This window comes from Paraburkholderia guartelaensis (genome assembly GCF_004353905.1).
Lineage (GTDB): Bacteria > Pseudomonadota > Gammaproteobacteria > Burkholderiales > Burkholderiaceae > Paraburkholderia > Paraburkholderia guartelaensis.
In genome coordinates, this window is the sequence record NZ_SMOD01000009.1 from 104,775 (window position 1) to 129,246 (window position 24,472).

Here is a 24,472-nt window from a genome sequence, read left to right on the forward strand (position 1 = left end):
GCGATGAAACGATTCGTCATGCACAACCGCTTCTTCTGGCTGTTCCTCGTGGTGATGTTCGCGTTGCCGGTGCTGCCGCATCCGGTGCACGTGCCCGAGTACTGGATCACGCTGCTCAACTACATCGGCCTGTATTCGATCGTCGCGATCGGGCTCGTGCTGCTCACCGGCATCGGCGGGATGACGAGCTTCGGGCAGGCGGCGTTCGTCGGGCTCGGTGCTTATGCGACCGCGTATCTGACGACGCAGTACGGCGTTTCGCCGTGGCTCGCCCTGATTGTCGGCGTGGTGATCACGGCGCTCGTGGCGCTCGTTCTGGGGCTCGTCACGATGCGTCTGTCTGGCCACTTCCTGCCGCTCGGCACGATCGCCTGGGGCCTCGCGCTGTTCTTCCTGTTCGGCAACCTCGACATGCTCGGCAAGTACGACGGCATCAACGGCATTCCCGTGCTGAACGTGCTGGGCATCGACCTCGAATCGGGTCGCCATATTTACTACCTGATCTGGGTCGTGGTGCTTGCCTCCGTGGTGTCTGTTCAGAATCTGCTTAATAGCCGCATGGGGCGGGCGATTCGCGCGCTGCGCGGCGGCGGCATGATGGCCGAGGCAATGGGCGTGAACACCGGTTGGATGCGTGTGGTGATCTTCGTCTATGCGGCCGTGCTCGCAGCCGTTTCGGGCTTCCTGTACGCGCATTTGCAGCGTGCGGTGAACCCGACGCCGTTCGGTCTGAATCACGGTATCGAGTATCTCTTCATGGCCGTGGTAGGTGGCGTGGCGCACGTCTGGGGCGCGGTGCTGGGCGCGGCGATTCTCACCGTGCTGCAGGATTGGCTGCAAACGTTGCTGCCGAAGCTGCTTGGCGAGAACGGCAACTTCGAGATCATCGTGTTCGGCATTCTGATGGTGCTGCTGCTGCAATACGCGCGGCGCGGCGTCTGGCCGTTCGTGGCGCGCTTTTTCCCACGCGGTCCGCAGGCGCATGTGCCCGAGCATGCCGAAGCTTTGCCGCAGCGCAGCAAGCCGGCCACCGGTGAAATGCTGCTGACGGTGAACAAGGCGCGCAAGCAGTTCGGCGGCCTCGTGGCCGTGAACGACGTGAGCTTCGAAGTGAAGGCGGGGCAGATCATCGGTCTGATCGGTCCCAACGGCGCGGGCAAGTCGACGACCTTCAACCTCGTCACCGGCGTGCTTCAGCCGACGAGCGGCGAGATCACGTTCCGCGGCGAGCGCATCGAGAGCCTGACTTCACGTGAAATCGTCGCGCGTGGCATTGGCCGCACGTTCCAGCACGTCAAGTTGCTGCCGACGATGACGGTGCTCGAGAACGTCGCCATCGGCGCTCATCTGCGTGGTCATGCGGGCGTGCTGCGCAGCGTGGCCAAGCTCAATGCCACGGAAGAAGGGCGGCTCATGAGCGAGGCGGCGAAGCAGATCCGCCGCGTGGGCCTCGAACAGCATATGTATGACGAGGCGGGCAGCCTCGCGCTCGGTCAGCAACGCATCCTGGAGATTGCACGCGCGCTGTGCTGCGATCCGACCTTGCTGCTGCTCGACGAGCCTGCGGCTGGCCTGCGTTACAAGGAAAAGCAACAGTTGGCGGCATTGCTGCGCAAGCTGAGAGAAGAGGGGATGAGCGTGCTGCTGGTCGAACACGACATGGATTTCGTGATGAATCTCACCGACCGCCTCGTGGTGATGGAGTTCGGCACGCGCATCGCAGAAGGTTTGCCGGAAGAGGTGCAGAAGGATCCGGCTGTGCTGGAAGCGTATCTGGGCGGGGTGGAATGATGACGACTCCCGTACTGGAAGTTTCCGGACTCGCGGTTCGTTACGGCAAGATCGAGGCGCTGCACAAGGCGGCGATCAAGGTGGGCGCGGGGCAAATCGTCTCCGTGATCGGTCCGAACGGCGCGGGCAAGTCCACGCTGCTCAACGCCATCATGGGCGCGCTGCCCATGACGGGGCACGCGAGTGGCCGCATCGCTTATATGGGCGAAGAGATTGGCGCGCTGCCGATCGAGCGGCGCGTGGCGCGCGGCATGTGTCTCGTGCCGGAAAAGCGCGAGCTGTTCGCCTCGATGACGGTGGAGGACAACCTCGTGCTCGGCGCGTATCGTCGCAAGCGCGCCGGCGAGCGTAATTTCCTCGATCAACTCGAACCGGTTTTCGCGCTGTTTCCGCGCTTGAAGGAACGCCGTGCGCAGGCGGCTGGCACGCTCTCGGGCGGCGAGCGCCAGATGCTCGCGGTCGGCCGCGCATTGATGGGCAAGCCTGATCTGCTGATGCTCGACGAGCCGAGCCTCGGTCTCGCGCCGCTGATCGTGAAGGAAATCTTCCACATCATCAGCGCGCTGCGGCAAACCGGTGTCGCAACGCTCCTGATCGAGCAGAACGCGCGCGCTGCACTGCAGATTTCCGACTACGGCTACGTGCTGGAAACCGGCGACCTGGCGCTCGAAGGACCGGCGGGGGAGTTGGCCCAAAACCCACGCGTGATTGAAACGTATCTCGGGTTGGCGAAGAAACCAGTCTGACTTCGTCTATCGCTGTAGAAATGAGCGGCGTGTTTCACGTGAAACACGCCGCTTTTTTTTGCTCAACGCTGGCCGAGTCCGGGGAACAAAATTCGGGTGTGAACGGCCGAAAACCCGAAACCGTTATAATTCGCGCATACCACTTTTTTATGAGAAGGCTCACGCGGTCGTTTCCGTCCATGCGTGAGGTCCCGCCATGCTTTATCCCACAGAGTTTGACGTAATCGTCGTCGGCGGCGGTCACGCCGGAACCGAGGCTGCGCTTGGCGCCGCCCGCATGGGCGTCAAGACGCTCCTGCTCACGCACAACATTGAAACGCTCGGCCAGATGAGCTGCAATCCGTCGATTGGCGGCATTGGCAAGGGCCATCTGGTCAAGGAAGTCGATGCGCTCGGCGGCGCCATGGCCGCTGCGACGGACGAGGGCGGGATCCAGTTCCGCATTCTCAATTCGTCCAAGGGCCCGGCGGTTCGGGCGACGCGCGCGCAGGCCGACCGCATTCTTTATAAGGCGGCGATCCGCCGACGCCTCGAGAATCAGCCGAATCTGTGGCTGTTCCAGCAGGCCGTGGAAGACCTGATGGTCGAAGGCGACCGCGTCGTAGGCGCCGTCACGCAGGTCGGCATCCGCTTCCGCAGCCGTGCAGTCGTGCTGACGGCGGGGACCTTCCTCGACGGCAAGATTCACGTGGGCCTGAACAACTACACGGGCGGACGCGCAGGCGACCCCGCAGCCGTGACGCTCTCGTCGCGCCTGAAGGAGCTGAAGCTGCCGCAGGGCCGCCTCAAGACGGGCACGCCGCCGCGTATCGACGGCCGCACGATCGACTTTTCGGTGCTCGAAGAGCAGCCGGGCGACCTCGATCCGGTGCCGGTGTTCTCGTTTCTCGGCCGCGCGGAACAGCATCCGCGCCAGATTCCGTGCTGGGTTACGCATACGAATGAGCGCACCCACGACATCATTCGCGGCGGTCTCGACCGCTCGCCGATGTACACGGGCGTGATCGAAGGGGTAGGGCCGCGCTATTGCCCGTCCATCGAGGACAAGATTCATCGCTTCGCCTCGAAGGAATCGCATCAGATCTTCCTCGAACCGGAAGGCCTGACGACGAACGAGTTCTACCCGAATGGAATCTCCACGAGCCTGCCGTTCGATGTGCAGCTCGAACTGGTGCACTCGATGCGCGGCCTCGAGCGCGCGCACATCCTGCGTCCTGGCTATGCGATCGAATACGACTACTTTGACCCGCGCGGACTCAAGGCTTCGCTCGAAACCAAGGTGATCAACGGCCTGTTTTTTGCGGGTCAGATCAACGGCACGACGGGCTATGAAGAGGCGGCAGCGCAAGGCTTGCTCGCCGGCATGAATGCAGGTCTGCAGGTGCAGGGCAAGGACGCATGGTGCCCGCGCCGCGATCAGGCGTACCTCGGCGTGCTGGTCGACGATCTGGTGACGCGTGGCGTTTCCGAGCCATATCGCATGTTCACGAGCCGAGCCGAATACCGCTTGAGCCTGCGTGAAGACAATGCGGATATGCGCCTGACGGAGATCGGTCGCGAACTGGGCGTGATTGATGACGTCCGTTGGGACGCGTTCTCCCGCAAGCGCGATGCTGTTTCACGTGAAACAGAGCGCCTGAAGTCGACCTGGGTGAATCCCAAGACGCTTTCGGCTGAAGAAGCGACGGCACTGCTTGGCAAATCGATTGACCGCGAATACAACCTCGCGGATCTGCTGCGCCGCCCGGGCGTGAGCTATGACGGCGTTTGCGGTCTGCGTGAAGGCGCTTGCGCGCCGGAAACCCCGCTCGCCGACGACGAGGTTCTGCTCGCCCAGATCAAGGAGCAGATCGAAATCGGCATCAAATATCAGGGCTATATCGATCGTCAAGCCGACGAGATCGAGCGCAACGGCGCGCAGGAAAATACCCGTCTGCCGGAAGGCATCGATTACGCGGAAGTGCGCGGTCTTTCGTTCGAGGCGCGCCAGAAGCTGACTCAGTTCCGCCCTGAGACCATCGGTCAGGCGTCGCGCATCTCGGGCATTACGCCCGCCGCGATTTCGTTGCTGATGGTACACCTCAAGCGTGGCCTCGGCCGCCGTCGCCAGAATCCGGGCGCTGCTGACGAAAGCGGCACCGACTCGACGCCGGTGGCGCAATGACGGGGCGCTCGAGGCAACCCGGCATTGCGGACCGCGACGCGCTGGCTCGTCTGCTGAAAGAGGGTGCTGCGGCGCTTGGCGTTGAACTGACCGAACACCAGCACGAGCAGTTGCTCGATTACGTTGCGCTGCTTGCGAAGTGGAACGCCGTGTATAACCTCACGGCAATCCGCGATCCGCGTCAGATGTTGATCCAGCACATTCTCGATTCGCTCTCGATCGTGCCGCACCTGCCAGCGCGCGCCGATGCAACGGTGCTCGACGTGGGCTCCGGAGGCGGACTGCCCGGCATCGTGCTCGCGATTGTGCGTCCGGACTGGCAGGTCACGCTCAACGATATCGTGCAGAAGAAGTCGGCATTCCAGTCGCAGGCGAAGGCTGAACTCGGACTCGCGAACCTCTCGGTGGTGACCGGCCGGGTCGAATTGCTGCGCCCAGGCATGGAAGTACCGAAAAAATTCGATTTGATCGTGTCTCGGGCATTCGCGGATCTCGCCGATTTCGTTACACTGGCCCGTCATCTCGTTGCCGAGGGCGGCGCGATCTGGGCCATGAAGGGTGTGCACCCCGAAGGTGAGATCGAACGCTTGCCAGCGGGCACCAAGGCACTGAATACGATCCGCCTGAGCGTGCCGATGCTCGACGCGGAGCGCCACTTGATCGAAGTGTCGGTTGAACCGGTCGCCGCGGCCTGAGCCGGTCCGGCGATGGCCAACCGGCCGAATGGTGCGTGAGGCGGTTGCGTCATAACGTAAGCAAACTTCTTAAGGCAGTAAAAGGGACACACGAAAGATGGCAAAAATCTTCTGCGTTGCGAACCAGAAGGGCGGCGTCGGCAAGACGACGACAACGGTCAATCTCGCCGCGAGCCTCGCATCGCAGGGACAACGTGTCCTTCTCATCGACCTCGACCCGCAGGGCAACGCCACGATGGGCAGCGGCATCGACAAGGCCGCGTGCGAGAACACGGTGTATGAGGTGCTCGTCGACGGCGTCACGGTGAACGCTGCGCGCACGCGGCCGGAGCAGGTCGGCTACGACGTGCTGCCGGCCAACCGCGAACTGGCCGGCGCCGAGGTCGAACTGGTGACGGTCGAGCAGCGCGAGCGGCGCCTGAAGTCCGCGCTCGCCGAAGTCGACGCCGACTACGACTTCGTACTCATCGACTGCCCGCCGGCGCTTTCGCTGCTCACGCTCAACGGCCTGTGCGCCGCGCATGGCGTGGTGATCCCGATGCAGTGCGAATACTTCGCACTCGAAGGCCTCTCGGATCTCATCAATACGATCAAGCAGGTCCACGCGAACATGAATCGCGACCTGAAGGTGATCGGCCTTTTGCGCGTGATGTTCGATCCGCGCATTACGCTGCAGCAGCAGGTTTCCGAGCAGTTGAAAGAGCACTTCGGCGACAAGGTCTTCGACGCCGTGATCCCGCGCAACGTCCGCCTCGCTGAAGCACCCAGCTACGGCTTGCCGGGTGTGGTGTTCGATCGCGCCTCGCGCGGCGCACAGGCCTACGTGCAGTTCGGCGCGGAAATGATCGAGCGCGTCCGCGCACTCTGACGAGAGACTGGGGAAGCACGATGAATGCAGTAGCACGGAAGAAGGGCCTGGGCCGAGGGCTGGAAGCATTGCTCGGCGGCAGCGCGGACATCACCGAGGCGGTGAAGATCGAAGGCGCGCCTAACACGTTGCCGCTCACGCAGATGCAGGCCGGCAAGTACCAGCCGCGCACGCGCATGGACGAGGGCGCGCTCCAGGAGCTGGCCGCGAGTATTCGCGCCCAGGGCTTGATGCAGCCGATTCTCGTGCGCCCGGTTGCGACGGGGCGCTACGAAATCATCGCGGGCGAGCGGCGCTTCCGTGCGGCGCACATCGCCGGCCTGACCGAAGTGCCGGTGCTCGTGAAGGACGTGCCCGACCAGGCCGCCGCCGCGATGGCCCTGATCGAGAACATCCAGCGCGAGGACCTCAATCCGCTGGAAGAGGCGCAGGGCATCCAGCGCCTGCTCGACGAGTTCAGCTTCACGCACGAGCAGGCGGCCGAGTCGGTCGGACGCTCGCGCAGCGCGGTGTCGAACCTGCTGCGTTTGCTCAACCTCGCAGCGCCCGTGCAGACCATGCTGCTGGCCGGCGATCTCGACATGGGCCACGCCCGTGCGCTGCTCGCCGTGGACGCCGCCACGCAAATCACGCTGGCGAACCAGGTGGTCAACAAGCGGATGTCGGTGCGTGAAACGGAGAAGCTCGTTTCGGCCACCACGAAGGCCGCACCGGCGGTGAAGGCGAAGGCCGCGCACGACGGCGGGCGCGACACGCGCCGTCTCGAAGAGGAGTTGTCGGACCTGCTCGCCGCATCGGTGAAGATCAAGCTTGGCCGACGCGGGCGAGGGCAGCTCACGGTCGACTTCGGCGACCTCGACGCGCTCGACGGCATCCTGCTGCGCCTGCGCGGCGAAACGGCGGCGTGATGGGCGCAATGCGCATCGCCGCCGCAAACGCGCGCGCCGGCGCATAAAGCCGGTGCGCGAATCGGAGCAGGGCGCGCGTGCGCCATTGAGCCTGTTGCGCCGTATCGGCGCATTCGCCGTTTCGGAGCCCGTGCTCGCGATTCTCGTCGTCGCGTTCGTGGCGCTGCAGATTTACGCGCCTCGCCCGATCGCCTCGCTGCCCGCACTCGTCGACTGGCAAACGGTGATGACCCTCGCGGGCCTGCTCATTTTGACGAAGGGTATCGAATATTCAGGACTGCTGACCTGGCTCGCGCACAAGCTCGTCCACCACATTCACTCGGAGCGCGGGCTCGCGTTGCTGCTCGTCGCGCTGGCCGCGGTGCTGGCGATGATCGTGACCAACGATGTGGCGCTTTTCGTCGTGGTGCCGCTCGTGCTGTCGCTGCACAAGCTCACGCCGCTGCCTCTCAAGCGTCTCGTGATCGTCATCGCGCTTGCCGTGAACGCGGGCTCGGTGCTCACGCCGCTCGGCAACCCGCAGAACCTGTTTCTCTGGCAGGTGAGCGGGGTCTCGTTCGGATACTTCGTCGTGGGACTCGCGCCGCTTTGCGCGTTGCTCATGGCGATGCTCATCCTCCTCGCCGCGTTTCTTTTCAAGGCCACACCGCTCGATCTCTCGAAAGACGCCGCGCCGCAGCCCGTCGATCGCGCATTGGCGAGCGTGGCGGCCCTGCTTTTCGTCGCGTTCGTGCTGCTCGCCGATGCACACCACGCAGGCGTTGCGCTGGCCGCCGTCGCTGCGGGTTTCGTGGTCTGGCGCATACGCATCGTGCTCAAGATCGACTGGCTGCTGCTGTTGATCTTCGTGCTGATGTTCATCGTCCTGCGCAGTGTGGCGGCGCTGCCCGGAATTCATCACGCACTGACGTCGCTGTCGCTGCAAACACCGATGCGCGCTTTTGCCGCAGGCGCAGTTCTGTCCCAGGTTATCAGCAATGTCCCGGCCGCCATTGTGCTTGCGGGCTTCACGCACGACTGGCGCGCGCTCGCGTTCGGCGTGAGCGTGGGGGGCTTTGGGGTCGCCATCGGCTCGCTGGCGAATCTCATCGCCGTGCGTCTTTCCGGTCAGCGCGGCGTCTGGCTGCTGTTTCACCTGATCGCCGTGCCGTTCTGGATCGTGGCCTTCCTGGGCGGCGCACTGCTGCTGCATCTGTTCTGACGCGACCCCATCCCATATCCTGGCGTGTATCGTCGATTACGCGCCAGATGACCTCATAATTACCTGGCCATCCTGAAGATTCTTTCTTCCCTGCTGCGTCCCTTACAGTTACCGGTCACACCCTCGCGGCACTGAGTTTTCCGCATCATGAAGTCGCATTTCACAGGTGTTATTGAAGGGCCTAAAGTCTTGAATTGCCTGCAACTATCGCTTACAATCGCCCGGATTTATTTGGTTGGCGATGCTGTAAGCGCGCTGTAATAAAGGGCGTGCAAGGCGAATTTCCGGAATAAGCGATGGTGGGTCAAAGGCCAGACGAAGCGCCGCAGGCGCATGAAGGGCCCGATGTTCCGCCGGGCGAAGTCGGGGCATCCAGCCGGGGGCAGGATGCAGCGGCAAAAAATTCCGGACGCGTTGTTTCCAAGACGGATCACAACGCGCGCTGGGATGAGCTGGACGCCAGCCAGCAAGATAACAACGACATCGTTCCGCTCACCCGGGCCGAAGCCGAGCAAATCTTCGGCGCACAGGTGAGTCGCCCATCGCGCGTCACGCCGTTTCGTGTCGTCGCGGCGCAAGTGGTTTTGTCCCTGGTTGCAACGTTGGCGTGGTGGCTGTTTTATAAGCCGCCGGGCAGTGCTGCGTTGTCGGCCTTTTTGGGCGGAGCGATCTGCTGGTTACCCGGTGCGCTGTTCGCGGCGCGCCTGAAGCAGTTGAGCAGGGCCGGCACCGTATTTAACTGGATGCTCGGTGAAGCCTTCAAGATGGGGGCGACGATTGCGATGTTCGTCGCCATCGCGTTCTGGTATCACGACGTGCTGTGGATTCCCCTGCTCGTCACGTACCTGATCGCACTAAAGACATACTGGATCGCGCTCGCGTGGCGCTGACCCACCAACATCGCGCCGCCTCAAGTCAAGGCGTCGAAGCGATGACGGTGGAAGTTAGCTGGCCGATGCGAAGCAGATAAGACACGATCCACGGCGGCGCGTTCCCGCAATACAGTATTGCGGCGGGAACGGCCGAAAACGATTTTCGACAATTTGGGTGGCTCTAACGATATGGCAGCTAGCGAAGGAACGAGCGGACCGGGTCCGTCCGAGTACATTGCTCACCACTTGCAGAACTTTGCGACCTCGCACCAGACGTCGATCGTCGACTTCAGCGTCTGGAACATCGACACGCTGTTCTGGTCGATTCTGTGCGGCGTTGTGACGATCCTCATCCTGCGCCTCGCTGCGCGCAAAGCGACCCCGGGCGTACCGGGCCGCTTCCAGTGCGCCATCGAAATGCTGGTCGAGATGGTCGAGGACCAGTCCAAGTCCATCGTCCATGGCAACCGCGCATTCATCGCACCGCTCGCGCTGACCGTGTTCATCTGGGTCGCGCTCATGAACTCGCTCGACTTCATTCCCGTCGACCTGCCCACGCGCGTGATCGGCTGGCTCGGCCTCTCAGAAGTGCTGCCGCACCAGCGCATCGTTCCGACTGCCGACCTCAACGGCACGTTCGGCATCGCGCTCGGCGTGTTCGTGCTGATGATTTATTACAACCTCAAGATCAAGGGTCCTGGCGGCTTCGCACACGAACTGCTCTCGGCCCCGTTCGGCGCGCATCCGCTCCTGTGGATCCCGAACCTTGCACTGAACATCATCGAGTTCGTCGCCAAGACGGTTTCGCTCGCCCTGCGGTTGTTCGGCAACATGTATGCAGGCGAGCTGCTGTTCCTGCTGATCGCGCTGCTGGGCGGTCTGTGGAGCTTCGGCGCGGACACGACGGTGCTTGGCTTCATCGGCCACGTGATTGCGGGCAGCGTCTGGGCGATCTTCCACATCCTGATCGTTCTGCTGCAGGCGTTCATTTTCATGATGCTGACGCTGGTGTACATCGGCCAGGCACACGACAAGCACTAAGTGCTCGTCAAACCAGATTTGCAGTTTTAAATCCCCAGTTCCAGAAAATCTCAATAAGGAGTGATCATGCAAGCTTTCATCGCCAACATCCAGGGTTTCACGGCCATCGGTATCGGCATCATCATCGGCCTGGGTGCTATCGGCGCCTGTATCGGTATCGGCCTGATGGGTGGCAAGTACATCGAAGCCTGCGCACGTCAGCCTGAGCTGATGAACCCGCTGCAAACGAAGATGTTCCTGCTGGCTGGTCTGATCGACGCGGCGTTCCTGATTGGCGTTGGTGTTGCAATGCTGTTCGCGTTCGCTAACCCGCTGCTCTCGAAGCTCGCGGGCTAAGTTCCCTGGAAGGTTGCGCCTGACCTATAACGGGTAGTGGGCGCATGGCGGAACGGGAGACGAGGCGCTGATCGAGTTTCATAACCGATGAGCGCCTTGCCGTTTCAATTCCCCGGAATAGCAACGATTAAGGAAACACCGTGAATCTCAACGCAACCCTGTTTGCGCAAATGGTCGTGTTCCTGATCCTCGCGTGGTTCACGATGAAGTTCGTGTGGCCGCCGTTGATCAACGCCCTCGACGAGCGCTCGAAGAAGATCGCAGACGGCCTGGCCGCTGCGGAAAAGGGTAAGGCGGAACTCGAAGCGGCGCACAAGCGCGTCGGCGAAGAGCTCGCCACGGCCCGTAACGAGGGTCAAAGCCGTATCGCCGACGCTGAAAAGCGCGCGCTGGCCGTCGCAGAAGAAATCAAGGCCCAGGCACACGCCGAAGCGGCACGCATCATCGCTCAAGCGAAGGCCGACGCCGACCAGCAGGTCGTCAAGGCACGCGAAGCACTGCGTTCCGAAGTCGCAGCTCTCGCTGTGCAAGGCGCCGAGCAGATCCTGAAGCGCGAAGTCGATCAGTCGGCCCACGCCGAACTGCTGAATCAACTGAAAGCCGAGCTCTGATCATGGCCGAACTTGCAACCATCGCCCGCCCGTACGCAGAAGCATTGTTTGGCGTGGCCGAAGCTGGTGACACCGCCGCCTGGTCCACGCTCGTTTCGGAGCTGGCACAGGTTGCGGCCTTGCCCGAGGTGCAGTCGGTCGCGACGAGCCCGAAGGTGAGCCATGCCCAGGTCGTCGAGCTGCTGCTCGCGGCGGTCAAGTCGCCGGTCAAGGAATCGGCCGAGGTGAAGAACCTCGTGCAGATGCTGATCGAGAATCATCGCCTGGCGCTGCTGCCGGAAATCCAGACGCAGTTCGAAGCGCTCAAGAACGCCAAGGCAGGTGCTGCTGACGCATTGATCGTCAGCGCGTTCCCGCTCGAAGGCGCCCAGTTGGACGACCTCGTCGCCAGCCTCGAACGCAAGTTCAAATGCAAGCTGAAGCCGACCGTCGAGATCGACAACTCGCTCATCGGCGGCGTGCGCGTCACGGTCGGCGACGAAGTGCTCGATACCTCGGTCCGCGCGCGGCTCGCCAGCATGCAGGCGGCGTTGACCGCCTGAGCGCCTCGATTACAAAAATCGGGCGCGGCGGCTGGCACGCAACAGAATTGAACATCAGGAGCGAATAATGCAACTCAATCCCTCTGAGATCAGCGAGCTGATCAAGAGCCGGATCCAGGGCCTTGAAGCGAGCGCAGACGTTCGCAACCAGGGCACCGTGATCTCCGTGACCGACGGTATCGTGCGTATCCACGGCCTGTCGGACGTGATGCAGGGCGAAATGCTCGAATTCCCGGGCAACACCTTCGGCCTCGCGCTGAACCTCGAGCGCGACTCGGTCGGCGCCGTGATTCTGGGTGAGTACGAGCACATCTCGGAAGGCGACATCGTCAAGACGACGGGCCGCATTCTCGAAGTGCCGGTTGGCCCCGAACTGATCGGCCGCGTGGTGGATCCGCTCGGCAACCCGATCGACGGCAAGGGCCCGGTCAACGCCAAGATGACCGACGCGATCGAAAAGATCGCTCCGGGCGTGATCTGGCGTGAAGGCGTGTCGCAGCCGGTGCAAACGGGTCTGAAGTCGATCGACTCGATGGTGCCGATCGGCCGTGGCCAGCGTGAGCTGATCATCGGCGACCGTCAGTGCGGCAAGACCGCAGTGGCCGTCGACACGATCATCAACCAGAAGGGCAAGGACCTCATCTGTATCTACGTCGCCATCGGTCAGAAGGCTTCGTCGATCCAGAACGTGCTGCGCAAGCTCGAAGAAACGGGCGCGATCGAATACACGATCGTCGTTGCCGCTTCGGCTTCGGAATCGGCCGCGCTGCAGTACCTCGCGCCGTACGCCGGCTGCACGATGGGCGAATACTTCCGCGATCGCGGTCAAGATGCCCTGATCATTTATGACGACTTGACCAAGCAAGCCTGGGCATACCGTCAGATCTCGCTGCTGCTGCGCCGCCCGCCGGGCCGTGAAGCTTACCCCGGCGACGTGTTCTATCTCCACTCGCGTCTGCTCGAGCGCGCCGCGCGCGTGTCGGCCGACTACGTCGAGAAGTTCACGAACGGCGAAGTGAAGGGCAAGACGGGTTCGCTGACGGCACTGCCGATCATCGAAACGCAAGCCGGCGACGTGACCGCATTCGTTCCGACGAACGTGATCTCGATTACCGACGGCCAGATCTTCCTGGAAACCGACCTCTTCAACGCAGGCATCCGCCCGGCAATCAACGCCGGCGTTTCGGTGTCGCGTGTGGGTGGTGCGGCTCAAACGAAGGTCGTGAAGAAGCTGTCGGGCGGTATCCGTACCGACCTCGCGCAGTACCGTGAACTGGCTGCATTCGCCCAGTTCGCATCGGACCTCGACGAAGCGACCCGCAAGCAGCTCGAGCGCGGCCGCCGCGTGACGGAACTGCTCAAGCAGCCGCAGTACCAGCCGCTGCAAGTGTGGGAACTGGCTGTTGCGCTGTTCTCGGCGAACAACGGCTACCTCGACGACATCGACGTCAAGGACGTCCTGCCGTTCGAAAAGGGCCTGCGCGAATACCTGAAGTCGAAGCACGCTGACCTCGTCGCGCGCATCGAGGACAAGAAGGACCTGTCGAAGGACGACGAGAACGCGCTCCACGCGGCTCTCAAGGACTTCAAGAAGTCCGGCGCATATTGATCCGTCCGGGAATCAATCACGATAAACGGACTGGGACCCGAGTCAGCGCGAAAGCGCTGACCCGGGTCGACAAAGGAGCAAAGCAATGGCTGGAATGAAGGAAATTCGCGGCAAGATCAAGAGCGTGCAAAACACGCGCAAGATCACCAAGGCGATGGAAATGGTCGCGGCGTCGAAAATGCGCCGTGCCCAGGAGCGCATGCGCGCCGCCCGCCCGTATGCCGACAAGGTCCGCGACATCGCTGCGCACATGAGCCGTGCGAACCCCGAGTACCGCCACCCGTTCATGGTGGAAACCACCGGTGCGAAGGTCGCAGGCGTGATTCTCGTCACGACCGACAAGGGTCTGTGCGGCGGGATGAACACCAACGTGCTGCGCGCGACGCTGCAGAAGTTCAAGGAGCTGGAAGCATCCGGCACGACGATCGAAGCAACTGCGATCGGCAGCAAGGGCCTCGGTTTCCTGAACCGTCTGCGCGCGAAGGTCGTCTCGAACGTTGTGCAACTCGGCGACACGCCGCATCTCGAAAAGCTGATCGGCGCGATCAAGGTGCAGCTCGACCAGTACTCGGAAGGCAAGCTTTCCGCCGTGTACCTCGCGTACACGCGCTTCGTCAACACGATGAAGCAGGAGCCTGTGATCGAGCAACTGCTGCCGCTGTCGGCCGAGCGTCTCGAAGCGAATGACGACGGCACGACGCCGAAGTCGGCGTGGGACTACATCTACGAGCCGGACGCGCAAACCGTCGTGGACGAACTGCTGGTGCGCTATGTCGAAGCCCTGGTCTATCAGGCCGTGGCGGAAAACATGGCTTCGGAGCAGTCGGCACGTATGGTGGCGATGAAGGCGGCGTCGGACAACGCGAAAACGGTCATCAACGAACTGCAGCTCTCGTACAACAAGAGCCGCCAGGCCGCGATTACGAAGGAACTTTCGGAAATCGTCGGCGGCGCAGCAGCCGTCTGATCGTGCGCCAGGCGCGAACCGATTGCGAAACCGCGCCGGTGTGAAACCGGTGAGCGAGTGAAGAATTCAGGTATCTAAAGGAAAATCGATGAGTACAACTGCTTTGGTAGAAGGCAAGATCGTACAGTGCATCGGCGCGGTGATCGACGTGGAATTCCCGCGCGAGAGCATGCCGAAGATCTACGACGCGCTGATCCTCGAAGGCTCGGAACTGACCCTCGAAGTGCAACAGCAGCTGGGTGACGGCGTGGTCCGCACCATCTGTCTGGGTGCGTCGGACGGTCTGCGCCGCGGCACCGTGGTCAAGAACACGGGCAAGCCCATCAGCGTGCCGGTTGGCAAGCCGACGCTTGGCCGCATCATGGACGTGCTCGGCCGCCCGATCGACGAAGCAGGTCCGATCGTCAGCGAAACGACGCGCGCGATCCACCAGAAGGCTCCGGCATTCGAAGACCTGTCGCCTTCGGCTGAACTGCTCGAAACCGGCATCAAGGTTATCGACCTGATCTGCCCGTTCGCAAAGGGCGGCAAGGTCGGTCTGTTCGGTGGTGCTGGCGTGGGCAAGACCGTCAACATGATGGAGCTCATCAACAACATCGCCAAGGAACACGGTGGTTTCTCCGTGTTTGCCGGCGTGGGCGAGCGTACCCGTGAGGGCAACGACTTCTACCACGAAATGAAGGACTCGAACGTTCTCGACAAGGTCGCGCTGGTGTACGGCCAGATGAACGAGCCGCCGGGCAACCGTCTGCGCGTCGCGCTGACCGGTCTGACGATGGCCGAGCACTTCCGTGACGAAGGCCTCGACGTGCTGTTCTTCGTCGACAACATCTACCGTTTCACGCTGGCTGGCACGGAAGTGTCGGCACTGCTCGGCCGTATGCCGTCGGCAGTGGGCTATCAGCCGACGCTGGCTGAAGAAATGGGCAAGCTGCAAGAGCGCATCACGTCGACCAAGAAGGGCTCGATTACGTCGGTTCAGGCCGTGTACGTCCCTGCGGACGACTTGACCGACCCGTCGCCGGCTACGACCTTCGGCCACCTGGACGCAACCGTCGTGCTGTCGCGTGACATCGCCTCGCTGGGTATCTACCCGGCAGTCGATCCGCTCGACTCGACCTCGCGCCAGATCGACCCGAACGTGATCGGTGAAGAGCACTACTCGATCACGCGTGGCGTGCAGCAAACGCTGCAGCGCTACAAGGAACTGCGCGACATCATCGCAATTCTGGGCATGGACGAACTGTCGCCGGAAGACAAGCTGTCGGTCGCCCGCGCACGTAAGATCCAGCGTTTCCTGTCGCAGCCGTTCCACGTCGCGGAAGTCTTCACGGGCTCGCCGGGCAAGTACGTGCCGCTGAAGGAAACGATCCGCGGCTTCAAGATGATCGTTGGCGGCGAATGCGATCACCTGCCGGAGCAAGCGTTCTACATGGTCGGCACGATCGACGAAGCCTTCGAAAAGGCCAAGAAGATCCAGTAAGGGTTAGTTGCCGAAGTGCGGATAGGTCACGCGACTTATCCGCCACAGCAGCCAATTAATCCCCAAGGAGTCGACACATATGGCAGCAACCATCAAGGTAGACGTCGTCAGCGCCGAAGAGAGCATCTTCGACGGCCAGGCGAAGTTCGTCGCGCTTCCGGGCGAGGCGGGCGAGCTGGGCATTCTGCCGGGCCACACGCCGCTCATCACGCGTATTCGTCCGGGTGCTGTGCGCATCGTGGCGGAAGACGGCGGTGAAGAGTTCGTGTTCGTCGCAGGCGGCATTCTCGAAGTGCAGCCGGGCGCCGTCACGGTGCTCGCCGACACCGCGATCCGCGGCAAGGATCTCGACGAGGCGAAGGCCACGGAAGCGCGTAAGCGCGCTGAAGAGACGCTGCAGAACGCCGGCTCGAACCTCGAGTACGCCACTGCTCAGGCCGAACTGGCCTACGCGGTCGCGCAGCTCGCGGCGATCCAGCGCCTGCGCAAGATGAACCAGCACTAATTGGTTCTCGTACGCGCGCCCTCGTGGCGCTGCGTTCGAAGCGAAAAGGGCTCCCCATCCGGGGAGCCCTTTTTGCATTTGTGCGCCGGTGAGCGGGCACGGCCCAATGGCACCGCGATGAAAAACGCGGCATAAATGCCGTGAGCCGCGGAGGTCGACAAAAACGCTCTGACATACTTGACGTTTACGGAAAGGTAATGCCAAATCATGCGTTCGCAGCCGGCCCAGACCCTGCGGGTAAGACTTGATGCCGCCCCCAGTAAAGCCGGTGGCACAATGGTTTTCAAATTCATTTCAAACGCGGGAGTGACGCTCCCCAGGAGACAGCCATCATGGCAATCGACGCAGCAGGCGCGCGCGCCGCGCCCGGTGTACATGAGCCGCTCATCGCGCCGAAAGACGGGCTTTCCTACGTGCGAGGCACGACCGACGTGCCGCTCAGCGACGCGACCCTCGGCACGTTCCTGCAGGAGACCGCGAACCGCTTCCCCGAGCGGCCTGCCGTGGTGTTCCGCGAGCAGGGCATCCGCTGGAACTGGCGCGAGTTCGCCGCCGAAGTGGACGTGCTCGCAGCCGGTTTCACCGAGCTAGGCATCGTCAAGGGGGATCGCGTTGGCATCTGGTCGCCCAATCGCGTCGAATGGCTTCTAACCCAGTTTGCGACCGCGCGTATCGGAGCGGTGCTCGTCAACATCAATCCCGCCTATCGTCTCGCCGAACTCGAATACGCGCTGAACAAGGTCGGCTGCAAGGCGATCGTCTCGGCGGAGAGCTTCAAGACCTCGAAGTATCTGGAGATGCTGCAGGCGCTTGCGCCCGAGCTTGCGAGCGCTACGCCCGGCCAGTTGCAGGCTGCACGCCTGCCCGATCTGCGAGCGGTCGTGCGCATGTGCGACACGGCCACGGCCGGCATGCTCTGCTTCAGCGAACTCGTGGAGATGGGCCGCGAGCGGATTGCCCGCGACGGCACGGCATGGCTCGACGCCATCAACGCGACGCTATCGCCCGACGACGCCATCAACATCCAGTTCACGAGCGGTACGACCGGCAATCCGAAGGGCGCGACGCTCACGCACCGCAACGTGCTCAACAACGGGCGTTTCATCGCCCAGGCGATGCGCCTCACCGAAGAAGACTCGCTCTGCATTCCGGTGCCGCTCTATCACTGCTTCGGCATGGTGCTCGCGGTGCTCGCGTGCGTATCCGTGGGCGCGAACATGGTGTTCCCCGGCGAGGCGTTCGATCCGCGCGCGACGCTCGAAGCCGTCTCGGAAGAGGGCTGCACGGCATTGCACGGCGTGCCTACGATGTTCATCGCGGAACTCGATCATCCGGAGTTCGCGCGCTTCGATCTTTCGAAGCTGCGCACGGGCATCATGGCCGGCTCGCCGTGCCCGATCGAGACGATGAAGCGCGTGGTCTCGAAGATGCATCTCGCCGAAATCACGATCGCCTACGGCATGACGGAAACGAGCCCGGTGTCGTTCCAGAGTTCGACCACCGACCCGCTCGACAAGCGCACGACCACCGTGGGCCGCATCCAGCCGCATCTCGAAGTGAAGATCGTCGACGCACTCGGCAATACCGTGCCCGTGGGCGAAACGGGCGAGCTGTGTACGAAAGGCTATTCGGTGATGCAGGGCTATTGGGGCGACGCTGAAAAGACGGCTGAGTCGATCGTCGATGGCTGGATGCACACGGGCGATCTCGCGACGATCGACGCCGAAGGCTACTGCAATATCGTTGGCCGCCTCAAGGACATGCTCATTCGCGGCGGCGAGAACATCTACCCGCGAGAGATCGAAGAGTTTCTGTTCCGCCATCCGAAGGTGCAGTCCGCCCAGGTGTTCGGTGTGCCCGATGCGAAGTACGGCGAGGAAGTGTGCGCGTGGATCGTGCTGCGTCCGGGCGAAGTTTCAACGGCGGAGGAGATTCAGGCGTTCTGCCAGGGGCAAATTGCCCACTACAAGATCCCGAAGTACATCCGCTTTGTCGACGAACTGCCGATGACCGTGACAGGCAAAGTGCAGAAGTTCGTGATGCGCGCGCGCATGATCGACGAACTCAAGATCAACGAGCAGAAGACGGCTTGATACGCGGTTTGATGCAATGCCGCGGCGAGCGATTTAAGGCGCCGCGGCAGCTTTTCAGCGCGCGCAAAAATAGTCGGGAAACCGAACGATTTCCTGGCGGTGGAGGGAGTGGGTGAACAACGGTGCCTGGTGAATAACGAAACGTACAGGCGAAAAAAAAGCGGGCCTGGAGCCCGCTAAAAACCACACGCTACGGGGTTAGCGCGAGGAGACCAAAGGAGGAGCCGGGTCATGAAACGTCTACGACGCCGGTCACGGCTCCAACAAGGATGCCCCTCGAGAGGGCTTCGGCGTAGGGCCGACCGGCTGGTGTTTTGTGTCCGCTCACACTGGCACCGCGCCACATCCGTGTTGAAACCGTTGAAGGCATTGTGGGCGAATTAAGATAGGTTCGCGGTAACAAAGTGTTTCAGGTTGTAACGCCCGTCAGATAAGGCTCTGCGGCTCTTTTTGCCATCCTGAGCGTTTCGCGGAAGTCATTTTTACCGCTATTTTTCGAGCCTGTCTGACAGCCTTAATCGCAACTCGCGCGCGAGGATTCGAATTGCATGAAGGAAGGCCCATGGCATGGGCCTTTTACGCGCGATGCGCACGGTACAGAATTACCGGGTGCGCACATGCGCAATGCGTCGGCATTGCGCATGTGCGTGAAATGCAAACTTTGCGTGCCTCGTGTGACCCCATGTTCTGCAACTCATCGTAGCAATTCGAAGGGCCATAACAATGCGGCGCGCTTCAACGCCTCACTTGAGCCACTTGTCGGAGATTGCCTGATATTCGCCGCTCGCGCGCGCAAGGTGCAGCCACTGATCGACATACTGCTGGAACACCACGTCGCCGCGCGGCACCATCCACGCTTTTTCGCCGTACTGGAAGGGCTTGTCGGGGTGCACCGAGCAGAGGCCCGGGTTGAGCTTCTGCTGCAGCATGGTCTCGGAGGCGTCGGTCACCATCACGTCGGCCTTGCCCGCGAGAATCTGTTTGAAGATCGTCACGTTGTCCGGATACATGATGAGATTCGCATTCGGCAAGAACTGCTTCGCGAAGCGCTCGTTCGTGCCGCCCGGATTCATGATCACACGCACCGAAGGCTGGTTGATCTGCTCAATGGTCTGGTACTTCTTGACGTCCGCGCATCGCACGATCGGCGTCTTGCCGTCGACTTGATAAGCCTCGGTGAAGAACGCGCGCTTCTGGCGCTCGAGCGTCGTGGAGACGCCGCCCACCGCAACGTCGCACTTCGCGAGGAAGTCGTTCATGAGGTTCGACCATGACGTCTTCACGAACTCGGCCTTCACGCCCAGCGACTTCGCAAGCGACTGAGTCATATCGATGTCGATGCCTTCGAACGTGCCGTCCTGCCTGTAGAACGAGTAGGGCTTGTAGTCGCCCGTCGTGCAGGCGCGCAGCGTGCCGCGCGCGATGATTTCGTCGAGGCGCGAAGGGGCGGTGGCGGTCTGCGCACCGTTGGCGGGGGTACCGGCGGACTGGCTTGTGGCGCACGCGCTCAGCAAAGCGGCGCTAACGATCGTCAGGCCGAGGGCGGCTTTTTTCATCGTGTCTCCAGATCTGGTTTTGATTGATGTAATGTTTTGGAAAGCCGTCCGATGATAGTCCTCGCGTCCGCGGCCGTTAAGCGCGGACTTACCTGGGTAGTCAGGACCTATACTTCAGTGGCATTGCGCTTTCTGATCCCGCCCATCAGCGGCATGACGCGGCGGCCGCTCCGGTAAAATGGCCGCTTGCTTCCGAACCTTGGCGCGACTTCGCGCATCCAGCACGTGGCCCACACTCTCCTGAACGACACCTTCCTGCGCGCGCTGCTGCGCCAGCCGACCGAGTACACGCCGATCTGGCTGATGCGCCAGGCAGGCCGCTATCTGCCGGAGTACAACGCCACGCGCAGCCGCGCGGGCAGTTTCCTCGGCCTCGCGAAGAATCCCGATTACGCGACTGAGGTCACGCTGCAACCGCTCGAGCGCTATCCGCTCGACGCCGCGATCCTGTTCTCCGACATCCTCACGATTCCGGATGCGATGGGCCTCGGGCTCTCGTTCCAGGTGGGTGAAGGGCCGAAGTTCGCGCACCCCGTGCGCACCGAAGAAGACGTGGCGCGGCTCGCCGTGCCGGATATCGGCGCGACGCTCGGCTACGTGACCGACGCCGTGCGCGAAATTCGCCGTGCGCTCACCAATGCAGAAGGGCGCCAGCGCGTGCCGCTGATCGGCTTTTCGGGCAGCCCGTGGACGCTCGCCTGCTACATGGTCGAGGGCGGCGGCTCGGACGACTTCCGCACGGTGAAGTCGATGCTGTACGCGCGCCCGGATCTCATGCAGCGCATTCTCGAAGTCAACGCGCAGGCGGTGGCGGCCTATCTGAACGCACAGATCGAAGCGGGTGCGCAGGCCGTGATGATCTTCGACACCTGGGGCGGCGCACTCGCGGACGGCGCGTACCAGCGCTTCTCGCTGGCCTACATCGCGCAGGTGGTGGCGCAGCTCAAGCGCGAGCACGACGGCGAGCGCGTGCCGGTGATCACGTTCACGAAGGGCGGCGGCCTCTGGCTCGATGAAATCGCGAATACGGGCGTGGACGCAGTCGGCCTCGACTGGACCGTCAATCTCGGCCGAGCGCGCGAACGCGTGGGTGAGCGCGTGGCGCTCCAGGGCAACCTCGACCCCACGGTGCTGTTCGCTTCGCCGGCTGCGATTCGCGAGCAGGCGCGCGCGGTACTGGACAGCTTTGGCGCGCACCCCGGTCACGTGTTCAATCTCGGCCACGGCATTTCGCAGTTCACGCCGCCTGAAAGCGTGGCTGAACTCGTGGACGAAGTGCATCGTCATAGCCGCGCGATTCGCGCGACCGGTGCGTAAGGTTTTTGGTGCGTCGCACCAAGCTGGGCTCCGGGCGTCAGGGTATGACCGGGCTCAAGAGGCCATCCAGACGCCATCGCGGTCCTGTCAAGACTTGACTTATACACACTTGCCTCGTTGCGGCGCGCAAGAGGGAAAGGTTGTCGCAGGCGCCCGTTCAGGTCTGAGCAGAATCAATCAGACCCTTGACAGACAAGGCTTTCGGCGCTCCACGGCGCTGTGTGCGGTATCCCACATAACGACGACACGCGGGCGCGCGGCGGCGACGCCCGGCAAGTTCTCAACAAAGTTATCCACAGGCGCAGATTCGGGGGCGCGATTGTTCTGCGGAATCCAAAACTTAGCGCGAAATCTCAAGTATTACTTGAGGTTTGCGTGTCTGTGCGCTGGCGTACGGAACTTCCCTGGGAGTAAGGCATGACAGGGCAGTACGTGCGCGTGGCGCTGGATCATCCACTGGATGCGCTCTACGACTATCGTTATGGCCTCGACAGCGCGCCGGAGCCGGGCATGCTCGTGCGCGTGCCGTTCGGGCGTCGCGACGTGGTCGGCCTGATCTGCGAAGTGAACGCTCACAGCGACGTGCCCGCGAACAAGCTCCGTGACGTGAGCGCGGTGTGCGCATCCTGTCCGCCGCTTTCGGCGCAATGGCTCGCGCTGGCTGGCTTTGCCGCGGACTACTATCAGCGCGGCCTGGGCGAGGTCGCGTTGCCGGCGCTGCCGCAGGCGTTGCGCGATCCGTCGCGCTGGGCACGCCTGTTAGCCCCCGAGGAGCGCTACCGTCTGTCGCCGCAAGGGCGCACCGCGCTGCCCGACGCCTTGCCGGCGCGCGCCCAGGCGCTGCGCCGTCTCGCGCAGGCGCTGGCCGATGCCGGCGAACTCGACGCAGCCGCGGCCCGCGCGCTGCATCCCAAGGCGATTGCGACGCTCGAAGCCTGGTGCGAAGCGGGCTGGGTCGAGCATGAGTCCATCGAGTTCGGCGCGGCCGCAAGCGTGGCCAGCAGCGCCGCGGAGGCGGCCGCCGCGGTGGAAGTGCCGCGCCTGAGCGACGAGCAGGCCGACGCCGTGGAAGCCATCGGCGCGGCGAGCGGCTTCGCGCCCTTCCTGTTGCATGGCGTGACGGGCAGCGGCAAGACCGAGGTTTATCTGCGCGCGCTCGCGGCGCTGCTCGAGCGCGACCCGGGCGCCCAGGCGCTCGTGTTGGTGCCGGAAATCAATCTCACGCCGCAATTCGAGGCGGCGTTTCGGACGCGCTTCGCGGCCACGCTCGCCGACGAGGCCATCGTCACGCTTCACAGCGGCCTCGCTGAAGGCGAGCGCGCCCGCAACTGGCTCGCGGCACACACGGGCCGCGCGCGCATCGTACTCGGCACGCGGCTCGCGGTGCTGGCCTCGCTGCCGCGTCTCGCGATGCTCGTGGTCGACGAGGAGCACGACCCCGCCTACAAGCAGCAGGAAGGGCTGCGCTACTCGGCGCGCGATCTCGCGGTATGGCGCGCGAAGCAGCTGGGCGTGCCGGTCGTGCTCGGCTCGGCCACGCCCTCGCTCGAAAGCTGGTGGCAGGCCGAGCAGGGCCGCTACACGCGCCTCACGCTCTCGCGCCGCGCGATTGCCGATGCGGTGCTGCCCACCGTCAAGCTGATCGATCTTGAAGAGGAGCGCCGGCGGGGCCGTGCGTCGTTTGAAGGGCTCTCCGGGCCCTTGGTCGCGGCGATGAAGGCGCGCCTCGAGCGCGGCGAGCAGAGCCTCGTGTTCCTCAACCGTCGCGGCTACGCGCCGACGCTCGCGTGCGATGCCTGCGGCTGGGTGGCGGGCTGTCCGCGCTGCAGCGCGTACGTCGTCCTGCACAAGCCCGAGCGGGCGCTGCGCTGCCATCACTGCGGCTGGGAATCGCGCATTCCGCATTCATGCCCCGAGTGCGGCAACGTCGACATCGCGCCGATGGGGCGTGGCACGCAGCGCATCGAGGAGGCGCTCGCGAGCGCGGTGCCGGGCGCGCGGGTGCTACGCATCGACGCCGACAGCACGCGCCGCAAGGGCAGCGCGCAGGCGCTTTTCTCCGACGTGCACGCGGGCGAAGTCGACATCCTGGTGGGCACGCAGATGATCGCGAAGGGGCACGACTTCCAGCGCGTGTCGCTCGTTGGCGTGCTGAACGCCGACAATGCGCTCTTTTCGCACGATTTTCGGGCGAGCGAGCGCTTGTTCGCGCAGCTGATGCAGGTGAGCGGGCGGGCGGGGCGCGCCGGACTCCCCGGCGAGGTGCTCGTGCAGACGCGTTATCCGCGCCACGCGCTCTATCACGCGCTGGCGCGCCAGGACTACGTGGGGTTTGCGAATACGCAGGTCGCGGAGCGGCGCGACGCGCATCTGCCGCCGTTCGTCTATCAGGCGCTATTGCGTGCCGAAGGGCGCACGCTGGAGGCGGCGCTGACGTTCCTCGCCCAGGCCGCAGAAGCACTTGCCGCGATTCCCGGCGCAGAGCGTGTCATGGCCTACGACGCCGTGCCGCTCACCATCGTGAAGGTGATGAACGTGCATCGCGCGCAACTGCTCGTGGAGAGCCAGTCGCGTGCCGCGCTGCAGGCAACGCTGCGCGCATGGCAACCCGCGCTGCGCGCCTTGCGCGGCGTGCTGCGCTGGAATCTCGAAGTCGATCCGCTCGACATCTAGCCGCGGACAGCCGCCGACATGGCCCCGTTGCCGCAACAGCGGGGCCACCCGGCATCAACTTCCCGTTTCTTCCTTATTGGCCGACGGTATCGGCCACTTCCCTGCGCGCCGCGCGCTTCAAGCTCATGCGGCGTTCATCCGGCGCCGTCGCGCCGCGCATGAACAGCACGGCGCACATGGCGCACATCGTCCAGATCCCTGCGATTACCAGCAGCTTTTCCATTTTTCGGTCCCTACGCTCTTTCTTGTGATCAACAACCCCCGCTCTGTTTGTATAACGGCACGGCCGCGGAATCGATTAGGGTTGTCCAGCGTGTTGCTGGGCCAGGGAAAATACCGAGCGCAACCCGCGCGGCCCGGTGGGCGGCCATCGGCTGCAAACCCAGGCTGCACAAGGCCTCAACCATGGTGCAACCATTTTGAGAGAGTGGTTGCACCTTTTTATTTGTAGGGTTACGATTCGCCAACTTTTTGGTCACCGCCGGTGCGGGTCT

The 24,472-nt window shown here is 63.2% G+C and carries 21 protein-coding genes; 19 read left to right on the forward strand and 2 right to left on the reverse strand.

Going from position 1 to position 24,472, the window contains the following annotated elements; translation table 11 throughout:
* Positions 1 to 3: 3 nt before the first annotated feature.
* The 17 genes from E1N52_RS13840 to E1N52_RS13920 all read left to right on the forward strand — a co-directional run bounded on the left by E1N52_RS13840 (position 4) and on the right by E1N52_RS13920 (position 18,432).
* Positions 4 to 1,791 (forward strand): branched-chain amino acid ABC transporter ATP-binding protein/permease, encoded by a 1,788-nt coding sequence (locus tag E1N52_RS13840; RefSeq protein WP_133183343.1) that lies wholly within the window; start codon positions 4 to 6, stop codon positions 1,789 to 1,791.
* On the forward strand, positions 1,788 to 2,537 hold the full coding sequence (locus tag E1N52_RS13845; protein WP_133183344.1) for an ABC transporter ATP-binding protein: 750 nt from the start codon (positions 1,788 to 1,790) through the stop codon (positions 2,535 to 2,537). Before E1N52_RS13840 ends, E1N52_RS13845 begins: the two co-directional genes overlap by 4 nt.
* Positions 2,538 to 2,733: 196 nt before the next feature.
* On the forward strand, positions 2,734 to 4,701 hold the full coding sequence (mnmG, locus tag E1N52_RS13850) for a tRNA uridine-5-carboxymethylaminomethyl(34) synthesis enzyme MnmG (protein WP_133183345.1): 1,968 nt from the start codon (positions 2,734 to 2,736) through the stop codon (positions 4,699 to 4,701).
* Positions 4,698 to 5,396 (forward strand): 16S rRNA (guanine(527)-N(7))-methyltransferase RsmG, encoded by a 699-nt coding sequence (gene rsmG, locus E1N52_RS13855; RefSeq protein WP_133183346.1) that lies wholly within the window; start codon positions 4,698 to 4,700, stop codon positions 5,394 to 5,396. Before mnmG ends, rsmG begins: the two co-directional genes overlap by 4 nt.
* Positions 5,397 to 5,493: 97 nt before the next feature.
* Positions 5,494 to 6,264, forward strand: coding sequence for a ParA family protein (locus E1N52_RS13860; RefSeq protein WP_133183347.1), 771 nt, complete (start codon positions 5,494 to 5,496; stop codon positions 6,262 to 6,264).
* 20 nt (positions 6,265 to 6,284) lie between these two features.
* Positions 6,285 to 7,172, forward strand: coding sequence for a ParB/RepB/Spo0J family partition protein (locus E1N52_RS13865; RefSeq protein WP_133183348.1), 888 nt, complete (start codon positions 6,285 to 6,287; stop codon positions 7,170 to 7,172).
* 52 nt (positions 7,173 to 7,224) lie between these two features.
* Positions 7,225 to 8,373: an SLC13 family permease gene (locus tag E1N52_RS13870; protein ID WP_133183349.1), complete on the forward strand. Its 1,149-nt coding sequence runs from the start codon at positions 7,225 to 7,227 to the stop codon at positions 8,371 to 8,373.
* Between the two features lie 296 nt (positions 8,374 to 8,669).
* Positions 8,670 to 9,263 carry an ATP synthase subunit I gene (locus E1N52_RS13875; protein WP_133183350.1) on the forward strand — a complete coding sequence of 198 codons (594 nt, stop codon included), beginning with the start codon at positions 8,670 to 8,672 and terminating at the stop codon, positions 9,261 to 9,263.
* Between the two features lie 171 nt (positions 9,264 to 9,434).
* Positions 9,435 to 10,286 (forward strand): F0F1 ATP synthase subunit A, encoded by an 852-nt coding sequence (gene atpB / locus E1N52_RS13880; protein ID WP_042265988.1) that lies wholly within the window; start codon positions 9,435 to 9,437, stop codon positions 10,284 to 10,286.
* Between the two features lie 66 nt (positions 10,287 to 10,352).
* The gene (gene atpE, locus E1N52_RS13885; RefSeq protein ID WP_028203308.1) at positions 10,353 to 10,622 is read left to right on the forward strand and encodes a F0F1 ATP synthase subunit C; all 270 of its coding nucleotides are present in this window, start codon (positions 10,353 to 10,355) and stop codon (positions 10,620 to 10,622) included.
* A gap of 140 nt (positions 10,623 to 10,762) precedes the next feature.
* Entirely contained in the window at positions 10,763 to 11,233 is a 471-nt protein-coding gene (locus tag E1N52_RS13890; protein WP_133183351.1) for a F0F1 ATP synthase subunit B, read from the forward strand.
* Between the two features lie 2 nt (positions 11,234 to 11,235).
* The gene (locus E1N52_RS13895; protein ID WP_133183352.1) at positions 11,236 to 11,775 is read left to right on the forward strand and encodes a F0F1 ATP synthase subunit delta; all 540 of its coding nucleotides are present in this window, start codon (positions 11,236 to 11,238) and stop codon (positions 11,773 to 11,775) included.
* Between the two features lie 67 nt (positions 11,776 to 11,842).
* Positions 11,843 to 13,384 (forward strand): F0F1 ATP synthase subunit alpha, encoded by a 1,542-nt coding sequence (gene atpA, locus E1N52_RS13900; RefSeq protein ID WP_069264448.1) that lies wholly within the window; start codon positions 11,843 to 11,845, stop codon positions 13,382 to 13,384.
* Between the two features lie 85 nt (positions 13,385 to 13,469).
* On the forward strand, positions 13,470 to 14,351 hold the full coding sequence (gene atpG, locus E1N52_RS13905) for a F0F1 ATP synthase subunit gamma (RefSeq protein WP_133183353.1): 882 nt from the start codon (positions 13,470 to 13,472) through the stop codon (positions 14,349 to 14,351).
* Positions 14,352 to 14,439: 88 nt separating this feature from the next.
* Positions 14,440 to 15,834 carry a F0F1 ATP synthase subunit beta gene (gene atpD, locus E1N52_RS13910; protein ID WP_133183354.1) on the forward strand — a complete coding sequence of 465 codons (1,395 nt, stop codon included), beginning with the start codon at positions 14,440 to 14,442 and terminating at the stop codon, positions 15,832 to 15,834.
* A gap of 79 nt (positions 15,835 to 15,913) precedes the next feature.
* Positions 15,914 to 16,339 (forward strand): F0F1 ATP synthase subunit epsilon, encoded by a 426-nt coding sequence (locus E1N52_RS13915; protein WP_028203314.1) that lies wholly within the window; start codon positions 15,914 to 15,916, stop codon positions 16,337 to 16,339.
* 332 nt (positions 16,340 to 16,671) lie between these two features.
* The gene (locus E1N52_RS13920; protein WP_133183355.1) at positions 16,672 to 18,432 is read left to right on the forward strand and encodes an AMP-binding protein; all 1,761 of its coding nucleotides are present in this window, start codon (positions 16,672 to 16,674) and stop codon (positions 18,430 to 18,432) included.
* Positions 18,433 to 19,175: 743 nt separating this feature from the next.
* On the opposite strand, the gene E1N52_RS13925 is transcribed toward E1N52_RS13920, so the two are convergent.
* Complete coding sequence (locus tag E1N52_RS13925; protein ID WP_133183356.1) at positions 19,176 to 19,988, reverse strand: transporter substrate-binding domain-containing protein; 813 nt, start codon at positions 19,986 to 19,988, stop codon at positions 19,176 to 19,178.
* A 225-nt stretch (positions 19,989 to 20,213) separates the two neighbouring features.
* Between E1N52_RS13925 and hemE the strand changes: the two genes are divergently transcribed.
* The gene (hemE, locus tag E1N52_RS13930) at positions 20,214 to 21,305 is read left to right on the forward strand and encodes a uroporphyrinogen decarboxylase (protein WP_133183357.1); all 1,092 of its coding nucleotides are present in this window, start codon (positions 20,214 to 20,216) and stop codon (positions 21,303 to 21,305) included.
* Between the two features lie 417 nt (positions 21,306 to 21,722).
* Positions 21,723 to 23,978, forward strand: coding sequence for a primosomal protein N' (locus E1N52_RS13935; protein WP_133183358.1), 2,256 nt, complete (start codon positions 21,723 to 21,725; stop codon positions 23,976 to 23,978).
* A 73-nt stretch (positions 23,979 to 24,051) separates the two neighbouring features.
* Here the strand turns inward: E1N52_RS13935 and E1N52_RS44055 are convergent, their stop codons facing one another.
* Positions 24,052 to 24,201, reverse strand: coding sequence for a hypothetical protein (locus tag E1N52_RS44055; RefSeq protein WP_165979378.1), 150 nt, complete (start codon positions 24,199 to 24,201; stop codon positions 24,052 to 24,054).
* Positions 24,202 to 24,472 lie beyond the last annotated feature (271 nt).